At 64.2% G+C, this 24,871-nt stretch carries 17 protein-coding genes; 8 read left to right on the top strand and 9 right to left on the bottom strand.

The features are described from left to right. Nucleotides 1-2 precede the first annotated feature (2 nt). A complete protein-coding gene (locus tag C458_RS02165) occupies nt 3-1,382 on the bottom strand; it encodes an aspartate aminotransferase family protein (protein ID WP_008572837.1) in 1,380 nt (459 codons plus the stop codon). 158 nt (nt 1,383-1,540) lie between these two features. Between C458_RS02165 and C458_RS02160 the strand changes: the two genes are divergently transcribed. Then, nucleotides 1,541-3,208, top strand: coding sequence for an aldehyde ferredoxin oxidoreductase family protein (locus C458_RS02160; protein WP_008572836.1), 1,668 nt, complete (start codon nt 1,541-1,543; stop codon nt 3,206-3,208). A 51-nt stretch (nt 3,209-3,259) separates the two neighbouring features. On the opposite strand, the gene C458_RS02155 is transcribed toward C458_RS02160, so the two are convergent. From C458_RS02155 to C458_RS02140, 3 genes are all read right to left on the bottom strand, one after another. After that, on the bottom strand, nt 3,260-4,057 hold the full coding sequence (locus C458_RS02155) for an IclR family transcriptional regulator (protein WP_008572835.1): 798 nt from the start codon (nt 4,055-4,057) through the stop codon (nt 3,260-3,262). A 688-nt stretch (nt 4,058-4,745) separates the two neighbouring features. Further along, the gene (locus C458_RS02150; protein WP_008572834.1) at nt 4,746-5,549 is read right to left on the bottom strand and encodes an inositol monophosphatase; all 804 of its coding nucleotides are present in this window, start codon (nt 5,547-5,549) and stop codon (nt 4,746-4,748) included. Nucleotides 5,550-7,001: 1,452 nt separating this feature from the next. After that, nucleotides 7,002-7,766, bottom strand: a complete 765-nt coding sequence (locus C458_RS02140; protein WP_008572832.1) for an SDR family oxidoreductase — start codon at nt 7,764-7,766, stop codon at nt 7,002-7,004. A 1,120-nt stretch (nt 7,767-8,886) separates the two neighbouring features. Between C458_RS02140 and C458_RS02135 the strand changes: the two genes are divergently transcribed. Continuing rightward, a complete protein-coding gene (locus C458_RS02135; RefSeq protein WP_049897130.1) occupies nt 8,887-9,498 on the top strand; it encodes a molybdenum cofactor guanylyltransferase in 612 nt (203 codons plus the stop codon). Here the strand turns inward: C458_RS02135 and yqeC are convergent. Both yqeC and C458_RS02125 read right to left on the bottom strand, forming a co-directional pair. Then, on the bottom strand, nt 9,495-10,226 hold the full coding sequence (yqeC, locus tag C458_RS02130) for a selenium cofactor biosynthesis protein YqeC (protein WP_008578724.1): 732 nt from the start codon (nt 10,224-10,226) through the stop codon (nt 9,495-9,497). The two genes, C458_RS02135 and yqeC, sit on opposite strands and share 4 nt — an antisense overlap. 51 nt (nt 10,227-10,277) lie before the next feature. Then, complete coding sequence (locus C458_RS02125) at nt 10,278-12,038, bottom strand: aldehyde ferredoxin oxidoreductase family protein (protein WP_008578918.1); 1,761 nt, start codon at nt 12,036-12,038, stop codon at nt 10,278-10,280. 279 nt (nt 12,039-12,317) lie between these two features. Between C458_RS02125 and C458_RS02120 the strand changes: the two genes are divergently transcribed. Further along, nucleotides 12,318-13,439, top strand: a complete 1,122-nt coding sequence (locus C458_RS02120; RefSeq protein WP_008572826.1) for a GTP-binding protein — start codon at nt 12,318-12,320, stop codon at nt 13,437-13,439. Here the strand turns inward: C458_RS02120 and C458_RS18315 are convergent, their stop codons facing one another. Then, nucleotides 13,440-13,601: a hypothetical protein gene (locus C458_RS18315; RefSeq protein WP_008572824.1), complete on the bottom strand. Its 162-nt coding sequence runs from the start codon at nt 13,599-13,601 to the stop codon at nt 13,440-13,442. A gap of 74 nt (nt 13,602-13,675) precedes the next feature. Further along, the gene (locus tag C458_RS02115) at nt 13,676-14,833 is read right to left on the bottom strand and encodes a glutathione-independent formaldehyde dehydrogenase (protein WP_008572822.1); all 1,158 of its coding nucleotides are present in this window, start codon (nt 14,831-14,833) and stop codon (nt 13,676-13,678) included. Between the two features lie 395 nt (nt 14,834-15,228). Between C458_RS02115 and C458_RS02110 the strand changes: the two genes are divergently transcribed. After that, nucleotides 15,229-15,609 carry a Rid family detoxifying hydrolase gene (locus C458_RS02110; protein ID WP_008572820.1) on the top strand — a complete coding sequence of 127 codons (381 nt, stop codon included), beginning with the start codon at nt 15,229-15,231 and terminating at the stop codon, nt 15,607-15,609. A gap of 117 nt (nt 15,610-15,726) precedes the next feature. Here C458_RS02110 and C458_RS02105 read toward each other — a convergent pair whose 3' ends face one another. Then, nucleotides 15,727-16,002: a hypothetical protein gene (locus C458_RS02105; RefSeq protein ID WP_004041298.1), complete on the bottom strand. Its 276-nt coding sequence runs from the start codon at nt 16,000-16,002 to the stop codon at nt 15,727-15,729. Between the two features lie 271 nt (nt 16,003-16,273). Between C458_RS02105 and C458_RS02100 the strand changes: the two genes are divergently transcribed. The 4 genes from C458_RS02100 to C458_RS02085 all read left to right on the top strand — a co-directional run bounded on the left by C458_RS02100 (nt 16,274) and on the right by C458_RS02085 (nt 24,841). After that, nucleotides 16,274-17,713 carry an NADH-ubiquinone oxidoreductase-F iron-sulfur binding region domain-containing protein gene (locus tag C458_RS02100; protein WP_008572817.1) on the top strand — a complete coding sequence of 480 codons (1,440 nt, stop codon included), beginning with the start codon at nt 16,274-16,276 and terminating at the stop codon, nt 17,711-17,713. Then, nucleotides 17,710-21,045 carry a formate dehydrogenase subunit alpha gene (gene fdhF / locus C458_RS02095; RefSeq protein WP_049897128.1) on the top strand — a complete coding sequence of 1,112 codons (3,336 nt, stop codon included), beginning with the start codon at nt 17,710-17,712 and terminating at the stop codon, nt 21,043-21,045. The genes C458_RS02100 and fdhF overlap by 4 nt, the downstream gene beginning before the upstream one ends. Before the next feature lie 607 nt (nt 21,046-21,652). Beyond that, a complete protein-coding gene (locus C458_RS02090; RefSeq protein ID WP_008572813.1) occupies nt 21,653-21,859 on the top strand; it encodes a hypothetical protein in 207 nt (68 codons plus the stop codon). 1,446 nt (nt 21,860-23,305) lie between these two features. Further along, the gene (locus tag C458_RS02085) at nt 23,306-24,841 is read left to right on the top strand and encodes an alpha-N-arabinofuranosidase (protein ID WP_008572811.1); all 1,536 of its coding nucleotides are present in this window, start codon (nt 23,306-23,308) and stop codon (nt 24,839-24,841) included. Nucleotides 24,842-24,871: the final 30 nt, after the last annotated feature.

Genomic DNA, 24,871 nt, shown 5'->3' with positions numbered 1-24,871 from the left:
GGTTAGACTCGTTGCGTTTCGGCCGTGACCGACTCGATGCCGTCGGTGATGACGTCGAGCGCCGTCTCCGCGAGGTCGCGGGTGAGCACGAGCGGCGGGAGCAGCCGCAGGATGTTGCCGTGCCGGCCGGCCTTCCACACCAGCACGCCGCGCTCGAAGCAGTACTGCTGGAGCGCGTCGGCCGCGTCGCCGTCGGGGTTGCCCTCGGCGTCGACGAACTCCGCGCCGATGAACAGGCCCTTCCCGCGAACGTCCACGATTCGGGGGTTGTCCTCCGCGACCTCCGAGAGCCGGCCGCGGATGTACTGGCCGAGGTCGCGGGCGTGCGCGAGGAGGTCGTGTTCCTGGATGTACTCGATGGCGCGGGTGCCGGCGCGCATCCCGACGACGTGGCCGCGGTAGGTTCCCGCGTGGTCGCCCGACCCCCACGTGTCGAGGTCCTCGTGGTAGATGGTCGCCGACAGCGGGAAGCCGGTCCCGCCGAGCGCCTTCGCCGAGGTCATCACGTCCGGCGTGACGCCGTACCACTCGCTGGCCCACCACTTACCCGAGCGACCGAGACCGCTCTGAATCTCGTCGAACACGAGCGGCACGCCGTTGTCGTCGGCGATGTCGCGGAGACCCTTCAGGAATCCTTTCGGCGGGGTGACGACGCCGCCCTCTCCCTGAATCGGCTCGACGAAGATGCCCGCCGGGTTGGCGAGGCCGCCGTAGGGGTCCTCGAAGATGGCCTTGACCTCTTCGAGACAGTGGTCGACCGCCTCCTGCGGGCCTTTGCCCATCTCGACCGTGTTCGGGTAGGGCGCGTGGACCACGTCGGGCAGCAGCGGCGCGTAGTCGCCTTTGAACTTCTTGTTACCGGTGAGGCTCATCGCGCCGCTCGTCGCGCCGTGGTACGCGCCGCGGAAGGCGACGAGACCGGTTCCCTCGGTGTTGTACTTGGCGAGTTTGATGGACGCCTCGATGGCGTCGCTCCCCGTCGGGCCGCCGAAGACGACGCGGTTGTTCCCGCGCAGCCCCTCGGGCGCGATTTCGTCCAGCTTCTCGATGAGGTCGAGTCGGGCCTCCGTCGGGAAGTCGACGGTGTGGACGAACTTATCGGTCTGCTCGTGGACGGCGTCGAGGACGTACGGGTTCGAGTGACCGACGTTCAGCACGCCGATACCGGCGAACATGTCGATGAAGGTGTTGCCGTCGGCGTCGCGCACCGTCGCGCCCTTCCCGCTTTCGAACGCGATGGGGATGTCTTCGGGGTACGAGACGGCGCTGCTGTCGATTCGCTGTTGCTTTTCGAGGAGTCGCGTCGACTTCGGCCCCGGAACGTCGCCCACGTTCGGCGCGTCGTCGAAGTGCAACTCGTGAATCGGCGGACCTGCGACCATGACTCAACCCATGCGGAACAGTCATAAATAATTTGTCCACGATTCCTATTGATAACGTACACAGTATCCGGTTTCGAAGTCGACCTCCCGCGGTGATTTGGTTAGCGACACGACAGTAACCACAATGGATTTGTGCGAGGCAACTCCTTCTTTTTCCAATGTTACACGCAAAAGGTCCGCTTCTCACGGTCGACCTGGGCGACGAGACGAGTCGGACGGAAGACATCGACGGGGTTCTCGAATCCTACGTCGGCGGGCGCGGGGTCGCCACTCGACTCGCCCACGAGCGCGTTCCCTTCGACGTGGACCCGTTCAGCCCGGACAACCGGGTGTACTTCAGCACCGGCCCGATGCAGGCGTCGAACATGAGCTTCACCGGCCGGACGAACTGCACCGGCGTCTCGCCGCTGACGGGCGGCCTCTGCTCGTCGAACGCCGGCGGGTTCGTCTCGCGGAACTTCGCGGACGCGGGCTACTCGGCGGTCGAACTCGCGGGCGCGAGCGACGAACTGGTCGTCCTCCACGTCACCGACGAGGGCGTCGAGTTCGAGGCCGTCCCGGACCTCGCCGGTGCGACGGTCCCCGAGACGGTCGCGTACCTCGACGACGAACACGGCATCGAAGCCGACCGGACGATGGTCGTCGGCCCCGCCGGCGAGAACCTCGTGCGCTTCGCCTCCATCATGACGAGCGAGGAGCGCGCGTTCGGTCGCGGCGGCCTCGGCGCGGTCCTCGGGTCGAAGAACGTGAAGGCGCTCACCTTCGGCGGCGACGCCGAGCCGGACATCGAGATTCCGTCGTCGCAGATGGAGATTCACCGCGAGGCCGCCACCGACGACCACATCATGAAGCGACAGGGGACCGTCGCCGTGCTGGACCTCGCCAACGAGATGGACGGCCTCCCGTCGTACTACTTCTCCGAGCGCCACTTCGAGGGCGCGGAGGGCATCAACGGCGACGCCATCGAGAAAAAGAAGTACAAGAAAGGCACCTGTTCGGCCTGCGCGTTCGCGTGCAAACTCCCCACGAGAGACGAGGACGCGGGCGTCGAGACCGAGGGCCCCGAGTTCGAGGTTACCATGGCGTTCGGGTCGAACTCCGGCGTCGACGACATCGTCGAGGTGATGAAGTCGAACGAGCTGTGCGACCGCTACGGCCTCGACGCCATCTCGGCCGGCAACACCGTCGCGGCCTACCTCGCCAGCGAAGACGAGTTCGGCAACACCGACCTCATCCACGACCTCGTGGAGAAAATCGCGCTCCGGGAGGGCGTCGGCGACGACCTCGCCGAGGGCATCGCCCGCGTGCACAACGACCTCGGCGTGGAGAACTGGACGGTCAAGGGGATGGACTTCGCCGCCCACGAGGGCCGTGTCCTCCACGGACAGGGCCTGTCGTACGCCGTCGCCAACCGCGGCGCGGACCATATGTACGCGGTGTTCTACTCGCAGGAGTACCCGCTCGTCGGCAAGGACGACGCCTACCCGCCGGAGGGGTTCGAGGGCAAGCCCAAGCGCCTCATCGAGAAGGAAAACCAGATGGCGCTCAACGACAGCGGCATCGTCTGCAAGTTCTCGCGGGACTTCATGACCCCCGAGCGCTACGAGATGCTGTTCGGCGCGGAGTTCGAGGACCTGCTGGCCGTCGGCGACCGCATCGTCACGCTCGAACGCCACTTCAACAACCAGCGCGGCTTCGACCGCGGCGACGACACGCTCCCGTACGCCGACGAGTTAGACGGGTTCGAGGCGGCGCTCGAAGCGTACTACGAGCGTCGCGGGTGGACCGACGACGGCGTCGTTCCGTCCGGAAACGTCCCGGCGTAACGCGTCCGACGAACGTTCCCCCCTTTTCATTTCTCACGTCCCGCCCTCTTCTCACTCTTCGTTCGGCTCGTTCGCTTGGGTCTGATACAGTTCCGCGACGCCCTGTTCGAACCGCTCGGCGGCGCGTTCGAGCAGTTCGACCTGCGTCGCCCGCGTCTCCTCGTCGATGACGTAGGCGGGACCGCTCAGATTCAGCGACCCGTACACCTCGCCTCGCGGCGACTTCACGGACTTGCCGATGGCCCAAAACCCCTCGACCGCCTCGCCGCTGTTTTCGGCGTAGCCCCGCTCGCGGACGGTCGCTAACTCCGCGAACAGTTCGTCTTCGGTCGTGATGGAGTCGTCCGTCGCCGCCGGCAGCCCCCAGCGGTCGATGATCTCCCGCACTCGCGTCTCCGGGTATTCGGCGATAATCGCCTTGCCCGAACACGTCGTGTGGACGTGAAACGGGCTGCCGTCGATGAGAAAGCGCGGCGTGTTGGCGAATTCGAGGTCGCCGTACAGCGAGACGATGCGACCGTGTTCTTCGACCGCGAAGTCCGCGTCCATCGACGACTCGCTGTCGAGCCACGAGACGGTCTCTTGGGCGACGCGGTAGTAGTCCTTGCGCGTCCTGACGTAGTCGCCGAGGTGGCAGAACTTCGCCCCGAGGTGGTACTCGTTGTCGACGTTCACGACGTAGCCGTACTCCGCGAGCGTCTTGAGGTGAGCGTGGACGGTGCTCTTCGCGAGGTCGGTCGCCTCGACCAGTTCGCCCATCGTGGCTCCCTCCAGTTCGAGGATGTGGTCGACGAGCGCCAAGGAGGCGGCTGTCGTCTTGAGCACGCCGGACGGGTCGTGTCTATTCATGGAGGGGAATCTACGGTCTGGGCTTAAAGATGTACCTCCGTCACGACTACTGTCGCGCTCACGACGGCTGCGACACCGGCGCTGCGCGCTCGCGTCCCCGTGACACTCCCCGACTGGTCGTCGCTCCGAGCGTTCCGCGGAGTCGAACGTTTATGTGCTCGCGCTTTGGTTGCCAATAGTTAACATGGTTCTCTATGATTATTACGACCTGTGAGAGTTGGAATCATCGGGGCCTCTGCGGGGTGTCTGGCTCGTTCATATATACGTATTCGGAAGTTAGGAACACCGAGTCTTCCGAGACGCGTGAGAGTCGGTTTCACGGGCGACTGAGCGGCTGAGACGACCGCTCTCGGCTCGTTTTTCGGACGCGTGAACGTTTAACTAGGTCGGTCGGCGGGTGAACACCCCGGCTCGTTTGCCGTCTCATCCGTCGGCGCGCTGCGGCCGCGCTGTCCGCCCGAGGTCGGTCCCCTGTGCGGCTTCCCGTGCTCAGAACCATGTCTGAGTTGATATCTCTTCCCGGTCGCTTGACGGTCCCCCGTCGTCGTCGGTCTCTCGTCCGCACCTCCATTACAGGCGTAACCGTGTAATTCAGTCGTCGGGGGTCAGGGTCGAGGTCGCGGTCACGCCCACGCCGCCACGGACTCGGTTTGGGTCGGCGCGATGCCGCGTGATGCCGTTTGCGCCGTTATCGGGTCTCCTCGAACGCCGCCTGCGCCGCTTCGAGCACCTCGTCGTGTGCGTGCCCGTTCGACGCGACGAGACCGGGCTGTCCCGGTCCCCAGGCGTTCCCGTGGATGTCGGTCACCGTTCCGCCCGCCCGCTCGACGAGGTAGACCCCCGCGACCGTGTCCCACGCGTTCGGGTGTTCGTCGAGTCCGATGACCGCGTCTATCGACCCGTCGGCGAGTCGCGACAGCGTCAGCTGCGTCGTCCCGAGCTTTCGCATCTCGCCGAACGTCCCGAAGATATCGCCCGAGAGCCGTTCGATTCCCGGCCGGTCGCCCACCTGATACCGGAGCGTCGAGGAGACGAGAAAGGCGCTGGTGTTCGATTCGTCGCTGACCGTCATGGGTTGGCCGTTCCGCTCGACGCGCGCCGCCGTCGCGACGTAGGTGTCCCCCGTCTCGGGCGAGACGTTCACCGCCGCAATCGGCGTCTGGTCCTCGACGACGGCGACGCTCGTCACCCACTCGCGGGCCCCCCGCGTGTAGTTCTGCGTCCCGTCTATCGGGTCGATAATCCACGCGTAGCCCGACTCGGGGACGGTCTTCAGTTCATCGTCCTCCTCGCCGACGACCGCGTCGTCGGGGAACCGCTCTCGAATCGCCGCGATGACGCGCCGTTGTGTCTCGCGGTCGACCTCGGTCACGAGGTCTATCGCGTCGCTTTTCTGTTCGATGTCCAGTTCGGTTCTGAAACGCGCCGACGCGTGGTCGGCACCCACTTCCGCGGCGTCGATTGCGACTGCTTCGCGCGGGTCTGCATCCATGCCCGAACATCTCCCCACGGCGAAAAAAAGCCTCGGACAGCGGACAGCGCTTCTGTCTCTCTGTCGGCGCGACCGTCGAACCACCCGTGTCCGTTTCGGCTCCCGAGTCGGTCGCCGCCGCGCCGACGCGTCATAGTATATTGTTCGAATAGCGATTCACTAACGCGTCCCGATGTCGGCAGTTGAGCGCGGGTCTCGCGTGCAGGTAATCATTGACCTCACTGCCGGCAGCCGTCGTCAGCGAGGTCGGAGCCCCTTGGCTCACAGGCCGTCTCACACTGGCCAGTTAGCGCATTGTGGCGGCTGATTACCCACCTGTCCGAGCGTTGAGGCGGGCGGCGTTCCGACTCTCACCGACCAGTTCGATGAAGGCGTCTCGGGCGACTGACGCGGGTCGGTCCGGCACGTCTCGCCGGTCACCGCCGTATCCGTTCTCGGACGCGATTCTTGTGGATTAGACACACGTCTGCTGTGTCGTCGATCGCGTCGCCGCAGGTACTCGTCGGCCGAACGCGCTTTTCTCACGGCCGCTCTCGTCGCGTTCAGCGGCGACCGTCCCGGTGAGGTCGATGGCGTCGCGGCGCTCGCGCAACTGACGGTACAGCGGTCGCCACTCGGGTCCCTCGGGGTTCGGAATCGGGGCGAGTTCGCCGGCGTCGGTCCGCAAGTCGAACCCGTACAGTTCGCCACCCTGCCACACGAGTTTGCGCGTGGGCAGTCTAACCCGATTTGTAACGCGGATTCGTCGACGCGACCGGGCGTCTGCCGGGTCGACGCGACCTCCGTCACGGCGGGCAGTTCAGGAACCGAGCGCCCCTTGATGGCGGGGCGAAGCGACTGCCCCCTGAACGACGGCGGGGCGTCGACGCCGGGGAACGACTCCTCGTCCGCGGTCGGGTAGTCGTCGGTTGAGCGCCCAGCGCGGCGGTGACGACACCGACCAACAAATGTCCCACACCTGCGTTCGTGACCGGTTAGTAATACTCTCCTTACTCTCGATTCACGCCGACTCAACGCCCGATAGACGACTCACGGGCGGTGTCCTACGCCGATTCGAGATGATTCGCTCTCGCCCGCGAAACAGCTTCTCCGAGTCGTTCCGACAAATAAATTACAGACGTGATCGTGTAATATCTCTTGGTTGAAGTCGCAGAATCCATGTCGGTTGTCATTGCCAGTAATGCTATCATTACCCTTCGACGCGTGACCGGCCGGTATCAGTTTTAGTAACAGATTTTTCGTCGGACGGCTCTTACGACGCTCACGCACGCGGCGGCTCAGTATCCCGAGCGTGCCGCTCGAACGCGTGTTCGGACCGAACGACGACTCTACACGCGCCCGATGACATGGTTCGGATCGTCGCGTCTCGTCGCGCCGTCACGGCGGTATCGGAACGTCACCGCAGTATCGAGACGCGAAACGAGAGGTGAGGTGTTGGTCGTTCGACGCGGCTCAGGGCTGGACCTGGTCGAGGGGGCGGATGAGGACCTCGTTGATGTCGACGCGCCGCGGTTGGGTGACGACGAACGTAATCGTTCGCGCGATGTCTTCAGGCGCGAGCGCGTCCATCGACCCGACGTAGTCCTTGACGTTCTGCTGGACCTCGTCGTCGGGGATGTGGTCGAGCAGTTCGGTGTCGACCGCGCCCGGTTCGATCGATGAGACGTGGATTCCCGCCTCGGCGACGTCGAGTCGCAGCGAGTCGCTGAACATCTTGACGCCCGCCTTCGCGGCGTTGTAGTGCGAACTGTTCGCCTGCAGGAACCGGCCGACGACCGACGAGAGGTTGACGATGTGGCCGCTTTCCTGTTCCATCATCGTCGGGACGACCGCGTGGGTGAGTGTGATGAGTCCGGTGAGATTCACGTCGATAGTCGTCTGGAGCGTCTCGCGATCCGCCTCGGCGATGTGCGCCAGCGGCATGAGACCGGCGTTGTTGACGAGGATGTCGATGCGGCCATACTCGTCGAGCGTCGCCTCGACGAGGGCGTCGATGTCGTCGTCGACCGTGATGTCCGTGGGGACGACGAGAGCGTCGCCGCCGTCGTCTTCGATGGCCGCGGCGAGTTCTTCGAGTTCGCCTTCGCGGCGGGCGGCGACGACGACGCTGGCCCCGCGAGAGGCGAGGGATTTGGCCGTCGCGCTGCCGATACCCGACGACGCGCCGGTGACGATTGCGACCTGTCCGTCCAGTTCCGAACCGAATTCTTCTGACATCAATTGTTAGTAGTCTCTTTACTGACTTCCCGGTTATGCTATCTGCAATGGGTGTTTAAGTGCTGCTGTCTCCGAGCGGTGCTCGCCAGCGGAGCGAAGTACTGAACCGATACGTCGCTGCACAGCGACCGCCGGGTGAGCTCGGTGCGCTAATCGAATCCTCGATTCGACGGTCTGGCGGTCGTTACTCCGTTTTCTACATCAGTCACACCCGATTGAGCCACGATCCGGAAACAACGCGCAAACGACAGTTCCGTCGAACCGTTCGGACCGATTCTCCCAATTTAATATAGCGACATACGATTTATTTAGTCTGTGCGCGATTCCAGCAGCCATTTACTAATGCTCATTGTCCATAGCAGACAACGACACTCGTATTATCCTTAAATACATTTCACTACCGCTGACTGTCTCGAAAATCGCGTATTCAGTTTCGGATCGGCCGGCAGAGGGCCGCTTTGGGTGCTCCGACCCCAGGGTATGGGTCGCATGAACAGCCCGGGATGAGAGATGGACCGAGGTCGATGGACTGTTCCCGGTACATCGCCAGAGTACTGCAACTTACTGTCGAAACGTGACGTAGCCAGATTAGTTCTAACTGGACTGCTTCGGCTCTCATGACCCGATTCTGTGGTGACTCGGTGCTGACGGGGGTGTTGTCTCGTACTGCAAACCGACAGTCACCAATTTCATAAACTTCATGGCGCAATACCTATTGTTTCGTCTGCGGATGACGAACCGGCGTGATAGGACGAGCGGTGACTGAGTAGTGAAGAACGTCGTACGAGAGGTCAACAACTCCTCTACTGCGGCAGCGAGCATCGAGTGCACGATCCCGATTCAACAGTTATCACCGCCGGTCAGTCCCAATTCCCGTTATCTTTAAATATATTGGGAATCCGAATAACACAGCTAGCTGTGTAATGTGTACGGTTTCACCAACTCTCACGTCCCGAAATCGAAGGCTCTGACCTCTCAAAAGCACCGACCGTCCCGAAATTCGAGCGACGGTAGACCGAAGATACCGCGCGGTGCGATAGCCGAGCCGACGCGAAACCGATGACGGACTATACGACTCGTAGCACAACTGCTTTGCGCGACGAACGTGAACACTGCCGGTATGCGAACTGGTGTCATCATTGCCGGCGGATACTCGACGCGATTCGGTGAGGAGGACAAAGCAGTCGCATCCCTCCTTGGAACACCTCTCATCCGCCGCGCCGCCGACCGGATGGCCGGCGTCGTCGACAGCCTCGTCGTCAACTGCCGACCGGAGCAGACGGCTGCGCTCCGAGCCGCGCTCGACGGCTACGACCACCCGATAACGATTGCGGAAGATTCGGAGCGCGACGAGGGCCCGATGGCGGGAATTATGACGGGTCTGCGGGCCGTAGAGTCGGAGTACGCGTTCGTCGCCGCCTGCGACATGCCCTTTCTCGAACCCGCGCTCATCGACAGATTGTTCGAGCGGGCGGCCGGCCACGATGCCGCCGTGCCGCGGGTCGGTGACGGCTGGTTCCAGCCGACGCACGCGGTGTACCGGGCCTCGTCGATGGCTGACGCTTGCGAAGCCGCGCTGGCCGAGGGAAGCCACAAAATCGTCGACCCGCTGTTCACGCTCGACTACGTCGTCCTCGAAGAGAGCGAAGTGCGCGAGTATGCGAGTCTCGACACCTTCGAGAACATCAACACCCCCGACGAGCTCGCTCACGCGGCGGAACAGTTGCGTTAGCGCTCCACGACCGCCACGACGGGTTCGGACGCCGTCATCTGCGTCAGTGCGACGTGTGGAACGTTCGACCGAGCGAGGATGTCCGATGCAATCTCCCGTGCGACGGCTTCGAGGGCCGCATCGTCGACCTTGTTCAGCACGGGCACGACTGTCGCATCGTCGGGAACGTCCGCGCGGCCGCCGCGCCCGCTGATAAGCACGGTTGCGATATCCGACGGGCGAATCGTATCACCGACTTCGAGGTCGGTGAGGGCGGTGACCCGTTCCGGTCGGTGGACGCAGTCTTCGGTGAGCGGTTCACCGACGGCGTGGACGCTCGCGATCGGGAGGACGGTGTCGGCGGTCGCCGGGAGTTGTGGTTCGCGGTCGCCCGGGGCCTTGAACTCGCGCATCCGCGCGCCATCGGCCTTCACCAGCACCGCGTCGGCGACGCCCGACTCTCCGATGGCGTCGACCACGTCGGTGTCGTAGCCGCGGTAGCGGTCGTCGCGGTCACGATTGGGGACGACGCCCACCGGCCAGTCAGTCGCCCGTTCGAGCGCGGCGACCGGCCTGTCGGTGACGACCACGTCGGCGACGTGCTGGTCGAAGATGGGGATGCGAACCGTCGCCGTCACGACGGCGCGGTCGAGCCGGCGCGCCAGCGCGTACAGCGTGGACTTTTTCCCGCCCGCGCCGACGACGCAGATCACGCCGCGTCGAGCGGAGAGCGCATCAGCGAGCGTCATGTTCGTGCCACGAGTCGCGCGCGGTTCGCCGTCCAGCCGTTCGTACGGTGTTCAGTCATCGAAGGTGTCGAAGTCATCGGTGAGTGCAGTCAGGTCGAGGCGGTCGATGGTCTGCGTCGTCGGTACGCCGTCGTCGGTCCAGCCGCGGCGGCGGTAGTACGCGTCGAGCATCGAATCGAAGTCGTCGCGGTCGACGGTCGCACCGGCCCGGGGCCCCGATTCGAGCGGCTCTTGGAGCGCGGCCGGGAGGGAATCGTCCTCGCGCGAGATGCCTTCGCGGACGTTGAACAGCCGCGTCACGTTCCAAATCCGCTCGCCGGTCGTGGCGAGTCCGCCGGCGGGGTCGAGGCCGACCGATTCGAGCCACTCCCGGCCGAGGTCGTCGAGCGCGTCGCCGAAAAAGTCATCGGCGATGAGGCTCCAGAGCATCGACCGCCGGTCCTGTTCGCGGGTGACCTCCGCCGCGGTCCGGTCGGCTCCCCAGTCGCCGTCGAACACCTCGCGTTCGATGGGTCGCGCCCGCCGATGGCACGCACCCCGGTCGCTGGTCGCGTACGCGAGCGCCATGCTCTGCGCGCCGCGCGGGTCGTAGGCCGGGAGCGCCATCGACTTCACCGTGGGGACGAGGTCGCGCCCGCCGAACCGCGTCGCCGCCGCCTCGACCCCGTCCGCGAGCGCGTCACCGAGCTCCGACTCGCGCTCCGCAATCTCCTGTAAGAGGGCCCGCGCGCCATCGGGCTCACCGAACGAGAGCGAGCGGTCGAGCACGCCGGCGGCGTTGGCCTTGACCGTCCACGCGACCGCGCTTCCGGCGCTAATGAGATCCATCCCGAGGCGGTCGCAGGTCTGTCCCAACACTGCGACGGCGTCGAAGTCGTCGATGTCGAGTCCGGCTCCGAGCGTCATCGCGGTGGCACCGCGCGGGACGTGGTCGCCGTCCTCCGTGGCCACACGATACCCACCCGGAGTCTCCGTGTCGGCGCGTTCGCGGCCGACGGCCCGGTCTTCGACTGTCGCGATGCCCAACTCCTCCGCCGCTTCGAACTGTCCGTCGCTCCAGCCTCGCGTCGAGAGTGCGCCGATTTCGTTCGCGAAATCGATCGTCTCGACGGTCCCGCTGGCCCGTAGCCACCGCCCGGTGTCGGTCTCTCGGTACTTCGCCGCGTAGGCGTCTCGCAGGTCGTCCAACCCGTCGGCGTCAGGCGGGGCTCCCCGCGCGACGACGGCCTTCAGTCGCTTCGAGCCCATCACCGCTCCCGCTCCCCCGCGGCCCGCGTGGTGGTCGCCGGCGTCGGAGGCGATGGTGGCGTAAGCGACCTGTCGTTCTCCCGCGGGGCCGATACACGCGACAGCCGCGTTCGGGAACGCCTGCGCCGTGTCGACCGTCGCGGCCCCCCACGTCTCGGCGGGTTCGATTGTCGCGTCCCCGTCTTCGACGACGAGGCGAACGGGTTCGGACGCGACACCCGTCACGAGCAGGCCCATGTGCGACCCGAGCGCGCCGGCCAAGGAGTCGGGGAACTCGCCGCCCGCGTACGAATCGAGAAAACACCCCGTCAGCGGGGATTTCGTGATGGCGGCGTATCTCGAATCGCCCGGGAGATAGCCCGAAAGCGGGCCGAGCATGAACAGCATCGCGTTCTCCTCACCGAGCGGGTCGACGCCGGCGTCGAGTTCGTCGTAGAGATAGCGGGCACCCAACCCTTTGCCGCCGACGTATCGCCGTCGCCACTCGTCCGGAATCGGCGCGCTCTCGACCGAGCCGGCGGACAAGTCGACCCGGAGGAGTCGGTCAGCGATTGGAGGAGCCATCTGGTCGTTCGTCAGCACCGGCGACCAAAAAGATGTACCGTTCTCGCGGACCACCGAGCGAGTGCGGCGGCGCGAACGCCTCCGCCAAAGCCGTACTCTTCGGTTCGCTCGGCGGTTCGCGGTGCCCGACGCGAACAGACGGGAATCCATACATGACAACTAAGATACATTTTATGTTTTCCCGGCGGGAGTCCGGAGCACGGCGGGTTCTGTCTCCCGTGTGGGCCGACCGACCCAGTCTTCATTACGACCACCCGCGAGGCGTCACACAGCATCGACATGTCTACAACGGAAATACCGATTACGGTCGTCAGCGGTCCGCTCGGCGCGGGGAAAACGACGCTGGTCAACCGACTCCTGAACGACCCCGGTGGCGGGGAGATAGCCGTCGTCGTCAACGACATGGGCGAACTGAACGTCGACGCGGAGTTAGTCGCGTCCGAATCGGACGACGGGGTTATCGACCTCTCGAACGGGTGTATCTGCTGTCGGCTTCAGGACGACCTCGTGACCGAAGTGACGCGGCTGGCGGAGAACCGCTCGTTCGACTACCTCCTCATCGAGGCCTCGGGAATCAGCGAACCGCTCCCGATTGCGCGGGCGCTGACGGACGACTCGAGCGAGGGCGGTCTGCCGGACCACCTCCGGTTGGACACCACGGTCTCGGTCATCGACGCTTACGGGTTTTGGAAGGCGTTCGACCCGGCGGAATCGCTTCCGGACGCCGCCCCCGACCCGGAGCGCCCGTTGACGGAGGTGCTCGTCGAGCAAGTCGAGTTCTGTGACGTGCTGTTGCTGAACAAGTGCGATATGGTCCCCGACGATGCCTTGGACGCCGTCGAAGCGGAGATTCGAGAACTCCAGCCTCGCGCGAACATCCACCGGACGACGTACAGCGAAGTCGACCCGACGCGGGTTCTCGACACGGGGCGCTTCGATTTCGAGGCGGCGAAGCGCCATCAGGGTTGGAAGCAGGCCCTCGCGAGCGACGGGGTCGAGACGGACCACGGCCACGACCACGACCATACCCACGACGGGGGCGTCTCGGCAGCGACGGCCCACGGCGTCGAGTCCTTCGTCTACCGTCGAGACCGTCCGTTCCATCCGCACCGACTCGACGCGTGGCTCGACGACTGGCGGGGGAACGTCGTCCGCGCGAAGGGGTTCGCGTGGGTCGCGAGTCGTCCCGAGACGGTTCTTGGCGTGAGTCAGGCGGGGCCGTCGGTGCAGGCCGGCCCCATCGGTCGGTGGGGAGGCGATGCCCCCCAGACGCGACTCGTGTTCATCGGCCGCGACCTCGACGAAGACGCAGTAACCCGAGAACTCGACGAGTGTTTGGCGACGACGGACGAACGAGGGGAGACGTACCCCGACGACCCGTTTCCCCGCGAGTCTGCCTGATTAAGCCGTGCCGAAGTCGACCTCGTCTCGGAGTTCGTCCCACGATTCGTGGAAGCCGTAGGTCGACTCCGACTCACCGCCGATGACCGTCTGATACACCTCGTCGTACTCCAACAACTGCGTCCAGCCGTCGTGGTACCGGTAACTGCAGTACTGACACATAGAACGGGATACCGGGCAAACCGGCAAAGGAGTATCGGTGGGAACCGAGTTGGGAGGCTCCGCTACTCCCGGTCCTAGGGTTCCAGCAGGACCTTGGTGACGCCCTCTTCGCGGTTGTCGAACTGCTCGTACATCTCGGGCGCGTCTTCGAGACCGACGCGGTGGGAGACGACCCAACTCGGGTCGGCGCGGCCCTCGATTATCATGTCGCGGAGCTTACGGTTGTACTCCTTGACGTTACACTGGCCGGTGCCGAGGGCTTGCCCCTTCTCGAACAGGAGGCCGAAGTCGATGCCGAGGCGACCCTGCGCGGCCATCTCGTCGGGCGCGCCGGGGTCGTCGGGCACGTAGAGACCGGGGATACCGAGTTCGCCGGTCGGCCGGACCGTCCGAATGAGGTTGTTGATGACGACGGCCGGGTTTTCCCGGGCGGGGTCGTACGCGGAGTCGGCTTCCTTGTCCGGGTCGATAGCCTGGTAGCCGACCGCGTCGACGCCTTTGTCGACGCCGCCGCCGTGAATCTCTTTGATCTGTTCGACGGGGTCGCCCTCCTCGAAGTTGATGGGCGTGGCGTCACAGTGTTCCTCGGCGAGCGCGAGGCGACTCGGAACGCGGTCGACGACGTAAATCTCGGCCGCGCCCTTGAGTTTGGCGCTGTAAGCGGCCATCAGGCCGACCGGACCCGCCCCGTAGATAGCGACGGAATCACCGGATTCGAGGTTGGCGAGTTCCGTGCCGTGCCAGCCCGTCGGGAAGATGTCCGCGAGCAGCGCGAACGAGTCCTCGTGTTCCCGCCCGTCCGGCAGTTTGAGCGCGTTGAAGTCGGCGTACGGAATGCGGAGCTTCTCGGCTTGTCCTCCCTGATAGGGGCCCATGGCGACGTAGCCGTACGCTCCCCCGGCGAAGCCCGGATTCACGTTCGTACAGAAGCCGGTGTAGCCGTTCTCACAGTTCTCACAGAAGCCACAGGCGACGTTGAACGGCGCGACGACGCGGTCGCCCACTTCGAGACTGCTGACGGCATCGCCGACCTCTTTGACGATACCCATATTCTCGTGGCCGAACACGATTCCCGGCTCCGCGGCCGTCCGCCCCTCGTACATGTGCAGGTCGGACCCGCAGATGCAGGTCGTCGTGATGTCGATGACGACGTCGTTCGGGTGCTGAATCCGGGGCTCTTCGACCGCTTCGACTGCGACCTCTCGTTCGCCTTTGTAGACGACTGCGTCCATAGACATTGTGTGGACTCCACTCGACATCTGCGAACAGTCACTATTTATAGTTCGGGTGGGCTCTATTTCGACACAATCTGACACGTTACGGTCGGGTAGAGTGGTGTAGCGCATTCTCAAACGACCAGATAGATTACTATCTGTGTTCTCTCACGTCGTACTCTCTAGGGAACACGCCCGAACGACCCGGTTCCGCATCGCAGTCGGCGGTCCCGGCCACGCTCGGCGCTCCCTGCCGGACCGTCCGGTGACGTACCACTCCCCGGCCGCCGAGCGGTCGTCGTCAACTCACGCGTGCGCCGAGACATTCCACAAACGCTCCGATTTCTTACACGACGTGTGGCGGCTTCCGTCCCCGAACTGGATTTAATAGGAACCGTCCGGAAGGTCCGGCTATGAAGCGCACGATTAGCACTTCGGACGCTCCGGCGGCTGTTGGCGCGTACAGTCAAGCGACGACGAACGGCGAACTACTTCTCACCGCGGGACAGCTCCCGCTGACGCCCGACGGTGAGCTACTCGACGACGCCTCAGTCGGTGACCAGACGACGCAGTGTCTCGAAAACGTGGCGGCGATTCTCGCCGCCGAGGATGCGTCCTTGGACGACGTGCTCAAAACGACAGTCTTCCTCGACGACATCGACGACTTCGAGGAGTTCAACGAGGTGTACGGCGAGTTCTTCGACGAAGACCCGCCGGCTCGGAGCGCGGTCGAAGTCGGCAACGTGCCGAAAGGAGCCGCGATAGAAATCGAAGCGGTCGCGGTGACCGAGTAGGCGACACGCCGCTGACCTCTGACGGGCGCTCGACGGACCCCGACGCGCCCGGTATTTTTCGAGCCGACACGTCTCGACGAGCGCGCGTTTCCGAGCAGCGGGTGTCGCGGCCGATAGCTACTCCAATCGCATATTCTCGGCTCGCTCGGCCGCGAGGTCGGTAATCTCCTCGATGTCGCTCTCGGAGCGGTCCGCGAGGACGCGAACCAACATTCCGAGTTGGACGGCCGCCGTCTCGCGTAACTCCGACGCCTCCTCGGTGTCGTTGGCGAAGTAGTACTCCTGTCGACCGTCGTCGTGGACGAGTCCGGTGTACACGGACTGGATGTCGTCTTCGCGAGTCGCGTCGGCCGCCTTCGCTCGCACGTCGTCGAACCGTGGGTTCGTCATCATCACGGTAGACGACGCGTCGCCGCCTTAGCTCTTTGCTCCGCTCGCTGTCCCGTCTGGAGCGGTCACCCGTCTCCCCGCCCACTCGCGCTCGCACCGACTTCGTGTTCGGCTTCCCGAACGCCTCGAAATCGCACTCCGAGGCGAGTGGGTTGGGGTGATTTTTTAACCCCGCCGTGTCTCTTCATCTGTGAGAATGAGTCGCACAGGAAACGCGGTCCGGTCGCCGGTACTCCGGGTCTCGGGAGCCGGCCGGACGGAGCGCGGAGCGCGTGTGTTGAGCGCCGCACGTAGCACCGCCGACTCCGTCACGGTCCTCCGAACGGGACCCACCGGAATCAGCGAGTACGACCCGTTGGTTCTCGCGACCGACGCGGGGCGGACCGCGTTCTTCCCGACCCCGGAGACATCGAGAGTCCGAGACCTCGTCACCGCTATGGAAGACGGGGAGTTACCGACGGACGGTGCTGCGGCAGTCGTCGACCACGACGCCGAGCGGACGACGCTGCCAGTTCCGACCGACGGGCCGCTCGCGGTGGGAACGCGGCGCGTCCTCGGCCCCTGCGGGTGGCTCGACCCGCTGGACCCGACAGCGTATCAGTTTCACTCGCTCGATAGGGACGCGAGCGCCGTCGCGGACGCCGGGCTGGTCGGTCGAGGTAGATGCGACGCCGCCGCCGACGAACCGGCCGCAGACGCCTGGCGACGCGCGCGAGAAACCGACGGCGACCCGGTCGTCGTCGTGAACGCGAACGACGCGGACGACCGCCAGCGCGCGGACCGAACGCTCCTCGCCGGGTCACCGATGTCGGTGCTCGACGGCGTGGCGGCCGTCGCCGAGTATCTCGGCACGACCGACGCGGTCATCCACGTCGCCGAGACCGACACCGAACTCCGAGCGCGTCTTCGGGAGGCTATCGACGCCGCCGCGGACGAACTCCCGGTCGTGCCGGTCGTCGCCACCGGTCCCGACGAGTACCGCGCCGGCGAACCGACGGCGGCGCTGGAAGCGATAGAGGGGGCGGACAGAATCGAGCCCCGTCTCCAGCCGCCGACGCCGGCCGAGTACGGGCTCTACGGTCGCCCGACGGTCATCCACACGCCGCGGACCTTCGCCCGGGTACGGCTCGCGCTCGCGGACCCAGAGGGCACCGATAGAGACGCCGCATCGACGACGCGACTCCTGACCGTCACCGGCGACGTAGCCGCGCCCGCGACGATAGAGGTCGGCTCGGACGCCCTCCTCTCGACGGCTCGGAACGCCGTCGAACTGGAGGGGTCGTTCAAGATGGCCTGCGTCGGCGGGGTGTTCGGCGGTCTCACCCGGACGTTGGACATCACCCCGACCGCGGCCGAACTGACCGCGGCCGGCCTCGGAACGGAAGGCGTCGTCGAACTGTTGAACGACGAGCGGTGTGCGGTCGCGACTGCCGGAGAGCGGGCGCGCTTCGCCTCGGAAGCCAACAGCGGGCGGTGCGTACCGGGACGGGAGGGAACCGTCCAACTCACCGAACTGCTGCGAGCGGTCTACCGAGGCTCGTTCGACCGGGAGAAGATTCGCGAACTCGGTCGGGTCATGTCCCGGTCGAGCAACTGCCTGCTTGGCGCTCATGCACCGCGTCCGGTGCTGACCGCGATGGACGAGTTCGAATCGAGTTTCGAAGCACACGCCGACGGCCGCTGTCCGAGCGGCACCTGTTCTGACAAACTATGAGCACTGACGACCCACTTCCGGGCGTTCCAGAGTTGGACGACCCGCAGCACGAGACGCCGGTCACGGCGGAGTTCGAGACCGGGACCGCGAACGACCCGCCCGTCGGAACCGACGGCGAGGCCCCGACGACACTCAGCGTCAACGGCACACGGGTCACCGTCCCGCCGGGGTCGACCGTCATCGACGCCATGCAAGCCGTCGACGACGAGGTCGTGAGCGTGGACCCCGGTGCCGACAGCCTCGACGAGGACGCCGACGTTCCGGCGCTCTGCTACTACGACCGCGAGGGCGATGCGAGCGACGAAATCGGCCCTCGGAGCGAGTGTCGAACCTGCATGGTCGAGACCGACGAACACGGGGTCATCCCCTCCTGTTCGTTCCCGGCTACCGACGGGCTGACGGTCGAGACCGACACGTCCGCCGCCGAGGAATCCCGGAGCGTCAACCTCGACCTCGTCCTCTCCAACCACAACCTGCGCTGTACGACCTGTAACGGGAACGGGCGGTGTGAACTCCAAGAGACGGCCATCAACGAGGGGGTCGACCACCCGCGCTACGGCGTCTTCGACGACCGAAGCGAGTACGAACCGCTCGACGACAGCTCCTCGTTCATCCAAATCGACCGCAACAAGTGCATCCTCTGTAACCGGTGCGTCGAGGGCTGTAACGACGTGCAGGTCGAAGGCGTCCTCCGCATCGAGGGCTCGGGACCGGACACCCGCATCGGCTTCCAGTCCGACGCCGAGACGATGGCCGACTCCGACTGCGTCTCCTGCGGACACTGCGCCACGGTCTGTCCGACCGGCGCGCTGACCGAGAAGGATATCGGCGGCGCGGGGACGCTCCCGCTTCCGGGGTTCACGCAGCGGAACTCCGTCGGGCGAGTCATCGAACACGAGGCGGTCGAAACCCTCGACGACACGACGGCACCGAACCGCTCGCCGGACCCCGGCAGTTCTGGGACCGCTGGGGGCGAAGCCGAGGCGCGACAGGCGGGACGGGAGAAACGGAGCGGCGTCGCCCGATACATGGCCCAGAGCAAGCGCCGAGCGTCCGACCTCCTCGAAACATACGGCCGGAAGGCCATGCTCGCGGGCGAACACACCGCCGAGAACCTCGCGGCGCGGACGCTGCCGGAGGGCCGACTGTTCGATGTCGCGTCGCTCGTCAGCGACTACCGGCTGGGCAACCTCGACAAAGCGGAGACGACCTGCGGGTTCTGCGCGGTCGGCTGCCGGTTCGAGATGTGGGGCAAAGACGGCAACGCCATCGGCGTCCAGCCCGTCGACGACCCGGACAACGCCCCGGCGAACAACTTCTCGACGTGCGTGAAAGGGAAGTTCGGCCACGAGTTCGCCAACAGCGAAAACCGGCTCACGAAGCCACTGATTCGAAACGAGAACGGCGAGTTCGAGACGGCGTCGTGGGACGAAGCCCTCGACTACGTCGCCGGGCGACTCCGAGAGATTCAGGACGAACACGGCGTCGACGCGGTCAGTTGCCTCGCGTCGTCGAAGGGGAGCAACGAGGAGGCATATCTCGTCCAGAAGTTCGCGCGGCAGGTGCTCGGCACGAAGAACATCGACAACTGCGCCCGGCTCTGTCACTCGTCGACGGTGGCGGCGCTCCAACAGACGCTCGGCTACGGGGCGATGACGAACCGCATCAACGAGGACATCGGCGAGGCCGACGCCTACCTCATCAGCGGGTCGAACACGACCGAGTCGCATCCGGTGTTGGCGACTCGCATCAAGCAGAACGTCCGCGACGGGGCCGACCTCGTGGTGTTCGACCCCCGGAAAATCGGCATCGCCGAGCACGCCGACCAGTACACGAGAACGACGCCCGGCTACGACGTGGCGTGGCTCAACGGCCTCATCCGCTACCTCATCGAGCACGACCTGCATGACGAGGCGTTTATCGAACGGAATACGAAAGGGTTCGCGGAGGTCAAACAGAAGGTCCAGGCGTTCACCCCCGAGAAAGTCGAGGAACTGGCCGGCGTCTCGCCCGACGAACTCGAATCGGCCGCCGAGACGCTCGCCGCCGCCGAGAACGTCGTCTTCGGCTGGGCGATGGGCATGACCCAGTCCAGCCACGGCACGGAGAACCTCCTCGCGATGGCCGACCTCGCGCTCACGCTCGGGCAGGTCGGGAAGCCGGGCGCCGGACTGTCGCCCTTCCGGGGCCAGAACAACGTGCAGGGCGGCGGCGGCGACATGGGGACCCTGCCCGGGAGCCTCCCCGGATACCAGGACCCGGCCGACGACGAGGTCGGCGAGAAGTTCGCCGAGGTGTGGGGCGAACGTCCGCCGGCAGAGCCCGGGCTCAAAGTGCCGGAGATGCTCAGCGAGGCCCACGAAGGCAATCTCCGCGGGATGTACATCGTCGGGGAGAACCCCGCGCTCTCGGAGCCGGACATCCAGCACGCCGGCGAGGCGCTCGATAGCCTGGACTTCCTCGTCGTACAGGACATCTTCATGACGGAGACCGCAGAGCACGCGGACGTGGTGTTGCCGGCGGCGACCTCCCCGGAGAAACACGGCACGTTCACCAACACCGAGCGTCGGGTCCAGCGGGTTCGAGCGTCCGCGGAGCCGCCGGGAAAGGCGCGTCAGGACTGGGAAATCACGCAGGAGCTGGCGGCCAGACTGGGCTACGACTGGGGCTACGACCACCCGCGGGAAGTCATGGACGAGATTAGCGAGTTGACGCCCATCTACGGCGGCGTCAGCTACGAGCGACTCGACTCGGGCGACGAGCACGGACTCCAGTGGCCGTGCTGGGACGACGACCACCCCGGTACGCCGTATCTCTACGACTACGAGGGGGGGAACTTCAACTTCGACGACGGACTGGCCCGCTTCGTGCCGGCGGACGGCGGCCACCCCGGCGAACTCCCCGACGAGGAGTACCCCCTCACGCTCACGTCCGGGCGGGTTCTCTACCACTGGCACACCGGACAGATTACCCGACGCGTCGAGGGCCTCATGAGCCACGTCGGCGAGAGCTTCATCGAAATCAACCCGACGACCGCCGCGGAACTCGACGTTTCGGACGGCGGGTACGTCAGGGTCGAGTCCCGCCGTGGCGACATCGTCGTCAAGGCGACCGTGACCGACCGCGTCGGCGACGGGACGCTGTTCATCCCGATGCACTTCGCGGCCGGTGCGGTCAACAAACTCACGCAGGAAGTTTTCGACCCGCAGGCCGGTATTCCGGAGTTCAAAGTGTCGAGCGTGCGCGTCGAATCGCTCGGCCCGGACGCCGACCCGGACGTGCTGCGGACCCCGGACGCCGGCGCTGGGAGCGCCGCACGCGGCGACGACTGACCCGCGAGGGCGCTACGTTTCGCTGTACTCCTCTCCGGAGTGAACTGAGTGCCCCGCGTGCCTGTGACGGAACTCCTGTCTGTACGCCGTTTCGGCCCGCGGGCGAGGCTCGAAAACGCCTATACATCGTATGTTGCTATATCTATTCCTCGCTTCACTCACAGTTTCGGAGGATAGTTCTGGAACCGGCGTCTCACGTCAGAACTGAACAGCGAGGCTGTTACATACAAGCGAGATAGCGGACGTATCGGTCATTCGGGGCGTGTAGGTGACCATCCGTTTGTATCTCTATTAGGGGAACTCTGGTGTTCGTTCTTGCTCTGGTCTCCCTCCCTCATACTCAAGAGAAGGTACCGACTGGCTACACAGCGGGTTCACGAGTAAATCGAGCGGATATGGACTCTCGAACCGTTTGTAGCGGGTTTTAGTTTGCACTGAGCGATTCTTCCCCCTTCTCATTAGGGGAATCGGTTTGATGCGTTGCTTACTTGCAGCGCTATCTGGAGTGTATTAGCTGCGTAGTGTCGGGTGCATACTACCCGTGTCCATTCTCTGGCAACTACGTCCTAACCGATGCGAATTTGGGGATTCATCGACGAGTTCGGATATGGAGTTACGAAAGTTGGTCTCCGATTACCTTCCAAACGCCGTAGTTGCTGCGACCATATTCACAATCTACAACACCTACACTGGCGATATTGCCGACCCAGTCACGATTGGTGTCGAGTTCATCTTCTACATTATTGCAATCTTCATCGGATTTATGGTTATCACTCCGATTTTGAACAAGGCATTCGCTAGCGTTAGAAGATGAATGCCCGTACATCTTCTCTATTAAGCGGCTGATTTTCCGTACCGACGCTGCAAATAAGTCACGCAGCAAAATTATCCTCCGAGATTGTGTTCACACATCGTTGTGACTCCTCTTCCGACACTGCGGTCCGCGGCCGCGATTCAGCTAAGCGGTGTGGTTGGTCGGTTATCGGTTCGGCTGTCTGTTCAATCTGCTCCCCGCGGAAGGACGTATCCACACGAGTCGCAGACGAAGGCGATGTCGTAAAACGAATCGTAGATGGCGAGACTGTGACTGCACTTTGGGCAACGCATGCGTTTCGTGTAACCATTCGATAGTCACTTAACCCTTACCACGACGATTGTCGTATCGCTCGAAGAGCAGTTGCGTTCAGTCCCGATATTAATATTTGCAGAGACGAAAAAATTAATGTCGAATTCAGTCGTCAAGCCATATGGTCGATAGCGCAACCGACCAAGAGACTACCGTATCAGTCATGTCACAGACGTGGTGATATGCGCAGAGTCGGTCTGTCCCGACCGAAGCTCATGAACACCTGACGGCACTCCCACGTCGAGCTCAGCACACCACCCGCTGCCATCATTTTTTGGAACGTCGTGCCGGTTCCAGCACGGACGCTATACCGAGAGAACCCCTGTGCGCGCGTGCAACCGACCGGTCGCAGACCAGTTGGTCACCTGACTCACCTGAGTTCACGATGACGGCTCTGTCACGTTTGCCCCATCCGGTCTGCTGTTCTCGATACCAGAAACACGGGGCCCTCTCCCCCGATATGTGAATTGAAACGTACGCGTGTCGCGTCCTTGAGTCGGCCAAAACGCTCTCCACGGACAAAAGCCCGACCCCAACCGCCTGACAGCGCTCCAGAAACCATCTGCGTTACAGTCTGGAGACGGCTGCGTGACCGAGCTACGGTTTTCGCGAGCGCGGATGCGCTATCGACATCGACGAGTCCCTGTGGATTCCCGGTGCGTCCAACCTCTGAACGTCTCCGCGAGGTCCCGTGAACGGCTCGTATCTCGCGTCGGCTCGTCGCTCGGTGAGGATAGATTTCGCGAGGAATCCGCTGGACGACTCCGAGAACGACGACTGTCGTCGAACTACTCATCCGCGACGATGGGTCCCGGTTATTTGCCGCTATTCACTATGCTGGAACAACACGTTGGGTTCCTCGAAACCGGCCGAGAAGACCGGTTTCGGAGCGTATCCACTTTGGGCGCCATGGAGATTACATATTTATCTTTGTAATTGTAATTCGTGGAACGACATTAGATAGTTCTGAAATAGGGAACCTTCGTGAGGTTGCACCGAACGTGTCTCTCACCGACTTGCGCTACCAACGCTCGACGCGGGTTCATCGCTTATCCGGACGGTTCCACAGCGCATCTCGTGCAAGCAGGGAACAAGGCACAATAGTTATCTAACCGGGTACTGATGGGAAAACGTATGCAGAGTGAAGTACGCGTTAGCAGTCACGAGCCGATAGACCGTATCTCGGAGAACATCTACGGCCACTTCGCCGAACACCTCGGACGCTGTATCTACGGAGGTCTCTGGGTCGGTGACGACGACAGAGTCGAGACCGAAGACGGAATCCGAATGGACACCGTCTCGCTGCTCCGCGGACTGAACATGCCGGTGCTTCGCTGGCCGGGTGGCTGTTTCGCCGACGACTATCACTGGGAAGACGGCGTCGGCCCGCGCGACGAGCGTCCCCGACGGCGGAATCTGTGGTGGACCCAGGGGCGCGAAAACATCCCCGAGGAGTCCAACGAGTTCGGGACGGACGAGTTCCTCCGCCTCTGCCAACTCCTCGATACCGACCCGTACATCGCGGTCAACGTCGGGTCGTCGACGCCCCAGGAGGCGCTCGACTGGATCGAATACTGCAACTACGGCGGCGACACGGAACTCGCTAACAGACGGCGAGAGAACGGCCAAGAAGAGCCGTACGGGGTGAAGTACTGGGGCATCGGGAACGAAAACTGGGGCTGTGGCGGCCGGTTCGCACCCGACGAGTACGCCGACGAGTACCGCCGGTTCGCGAACTACTTCAACGGCTTCGACAAGCTGATGAACGAGGAGTCGACGGAGTTCATCGCGTGCGGACACCTCACGGACGACTGGAACAAGGTCTTCTTCGACAGCCTCAACGGCGGCATGGAGTACGGTCCGGGCTCGTTCCTCGGCATGGGGTCGCCGTTCAACCTGATGGACCACTTCTCGGTCCACCGCTACTATCAGGCGGGCGGTGACACCGACTTCACCGACGAGCAGTACTACAAGATCTTCGCGCGCGCACAGAAGGTCGGCGGGGACATCGACCGGGCGGCCGAGACCATCTCGAAGCACGTCCCGGAGGACGAAATCGGCATCATCGTCGACGAGTGGGGCGTGTGGCATCCGGAGGCGCGGAGCGACAACGGACTGGAGCAGGAGAACACGGTTCGGGACGCGCTGACGACCGCCGGCGTCCTCGACCTCATCCACGAGCGGGCCGATGTCGTCTCGATGGCGAACATCGCACAGCTCGTCAACGTCTTGCAGTGTCTCGTCCAGACCGACGAAGAGGACGCGTGGCGGACGCCGACCTATCGCGTCTTCGACCTGTACGAGAACCACGTCGGCCGGACGGCGCTCGAAACGAGCGTCGACACGGAACAGCGCACTATCGAAGGCGAAGAAAACGACGTACCGATGGTCTCGGCGTCGGCCTCTGAGGGCGACGGTGAACTGTTCGTCACGGCCTCGAACCGCCGCCACGACGAACCGGAGACGCTCACCGTCGACGTCGGGTCGTCGGCGTACTCGGTGTCCTCGGCCACCGTCCTGTTCGAGGGGAACGACATCCGAGAGTACTCGACGAAGGAGAACGCCGAGTCGTTCGAAGCCGATGTCTTGGACGTCACCGACGAGGGCGACGGCACGGTCACGTTCGACGCGCCGCCGGCGTCCGTCGTCGGTCTGACGCTGACCGAGTAACCGCGCCGCCACCGTTCTATTTTGAGCTGA

The sequence above is a fragment of the Haloferax sp. ATCC BAA-644 genome (assembly GCF_000336975.1).
Classification (GTDB): Archaea; Halobacteriota; Halobacteria; order Halobacteriales; family Haloferacaceae; genus Haloferax; species Haloferax volcanii.
This window is presented reverse-complemented; position numbering and strand designations above follow the sequence as displayed.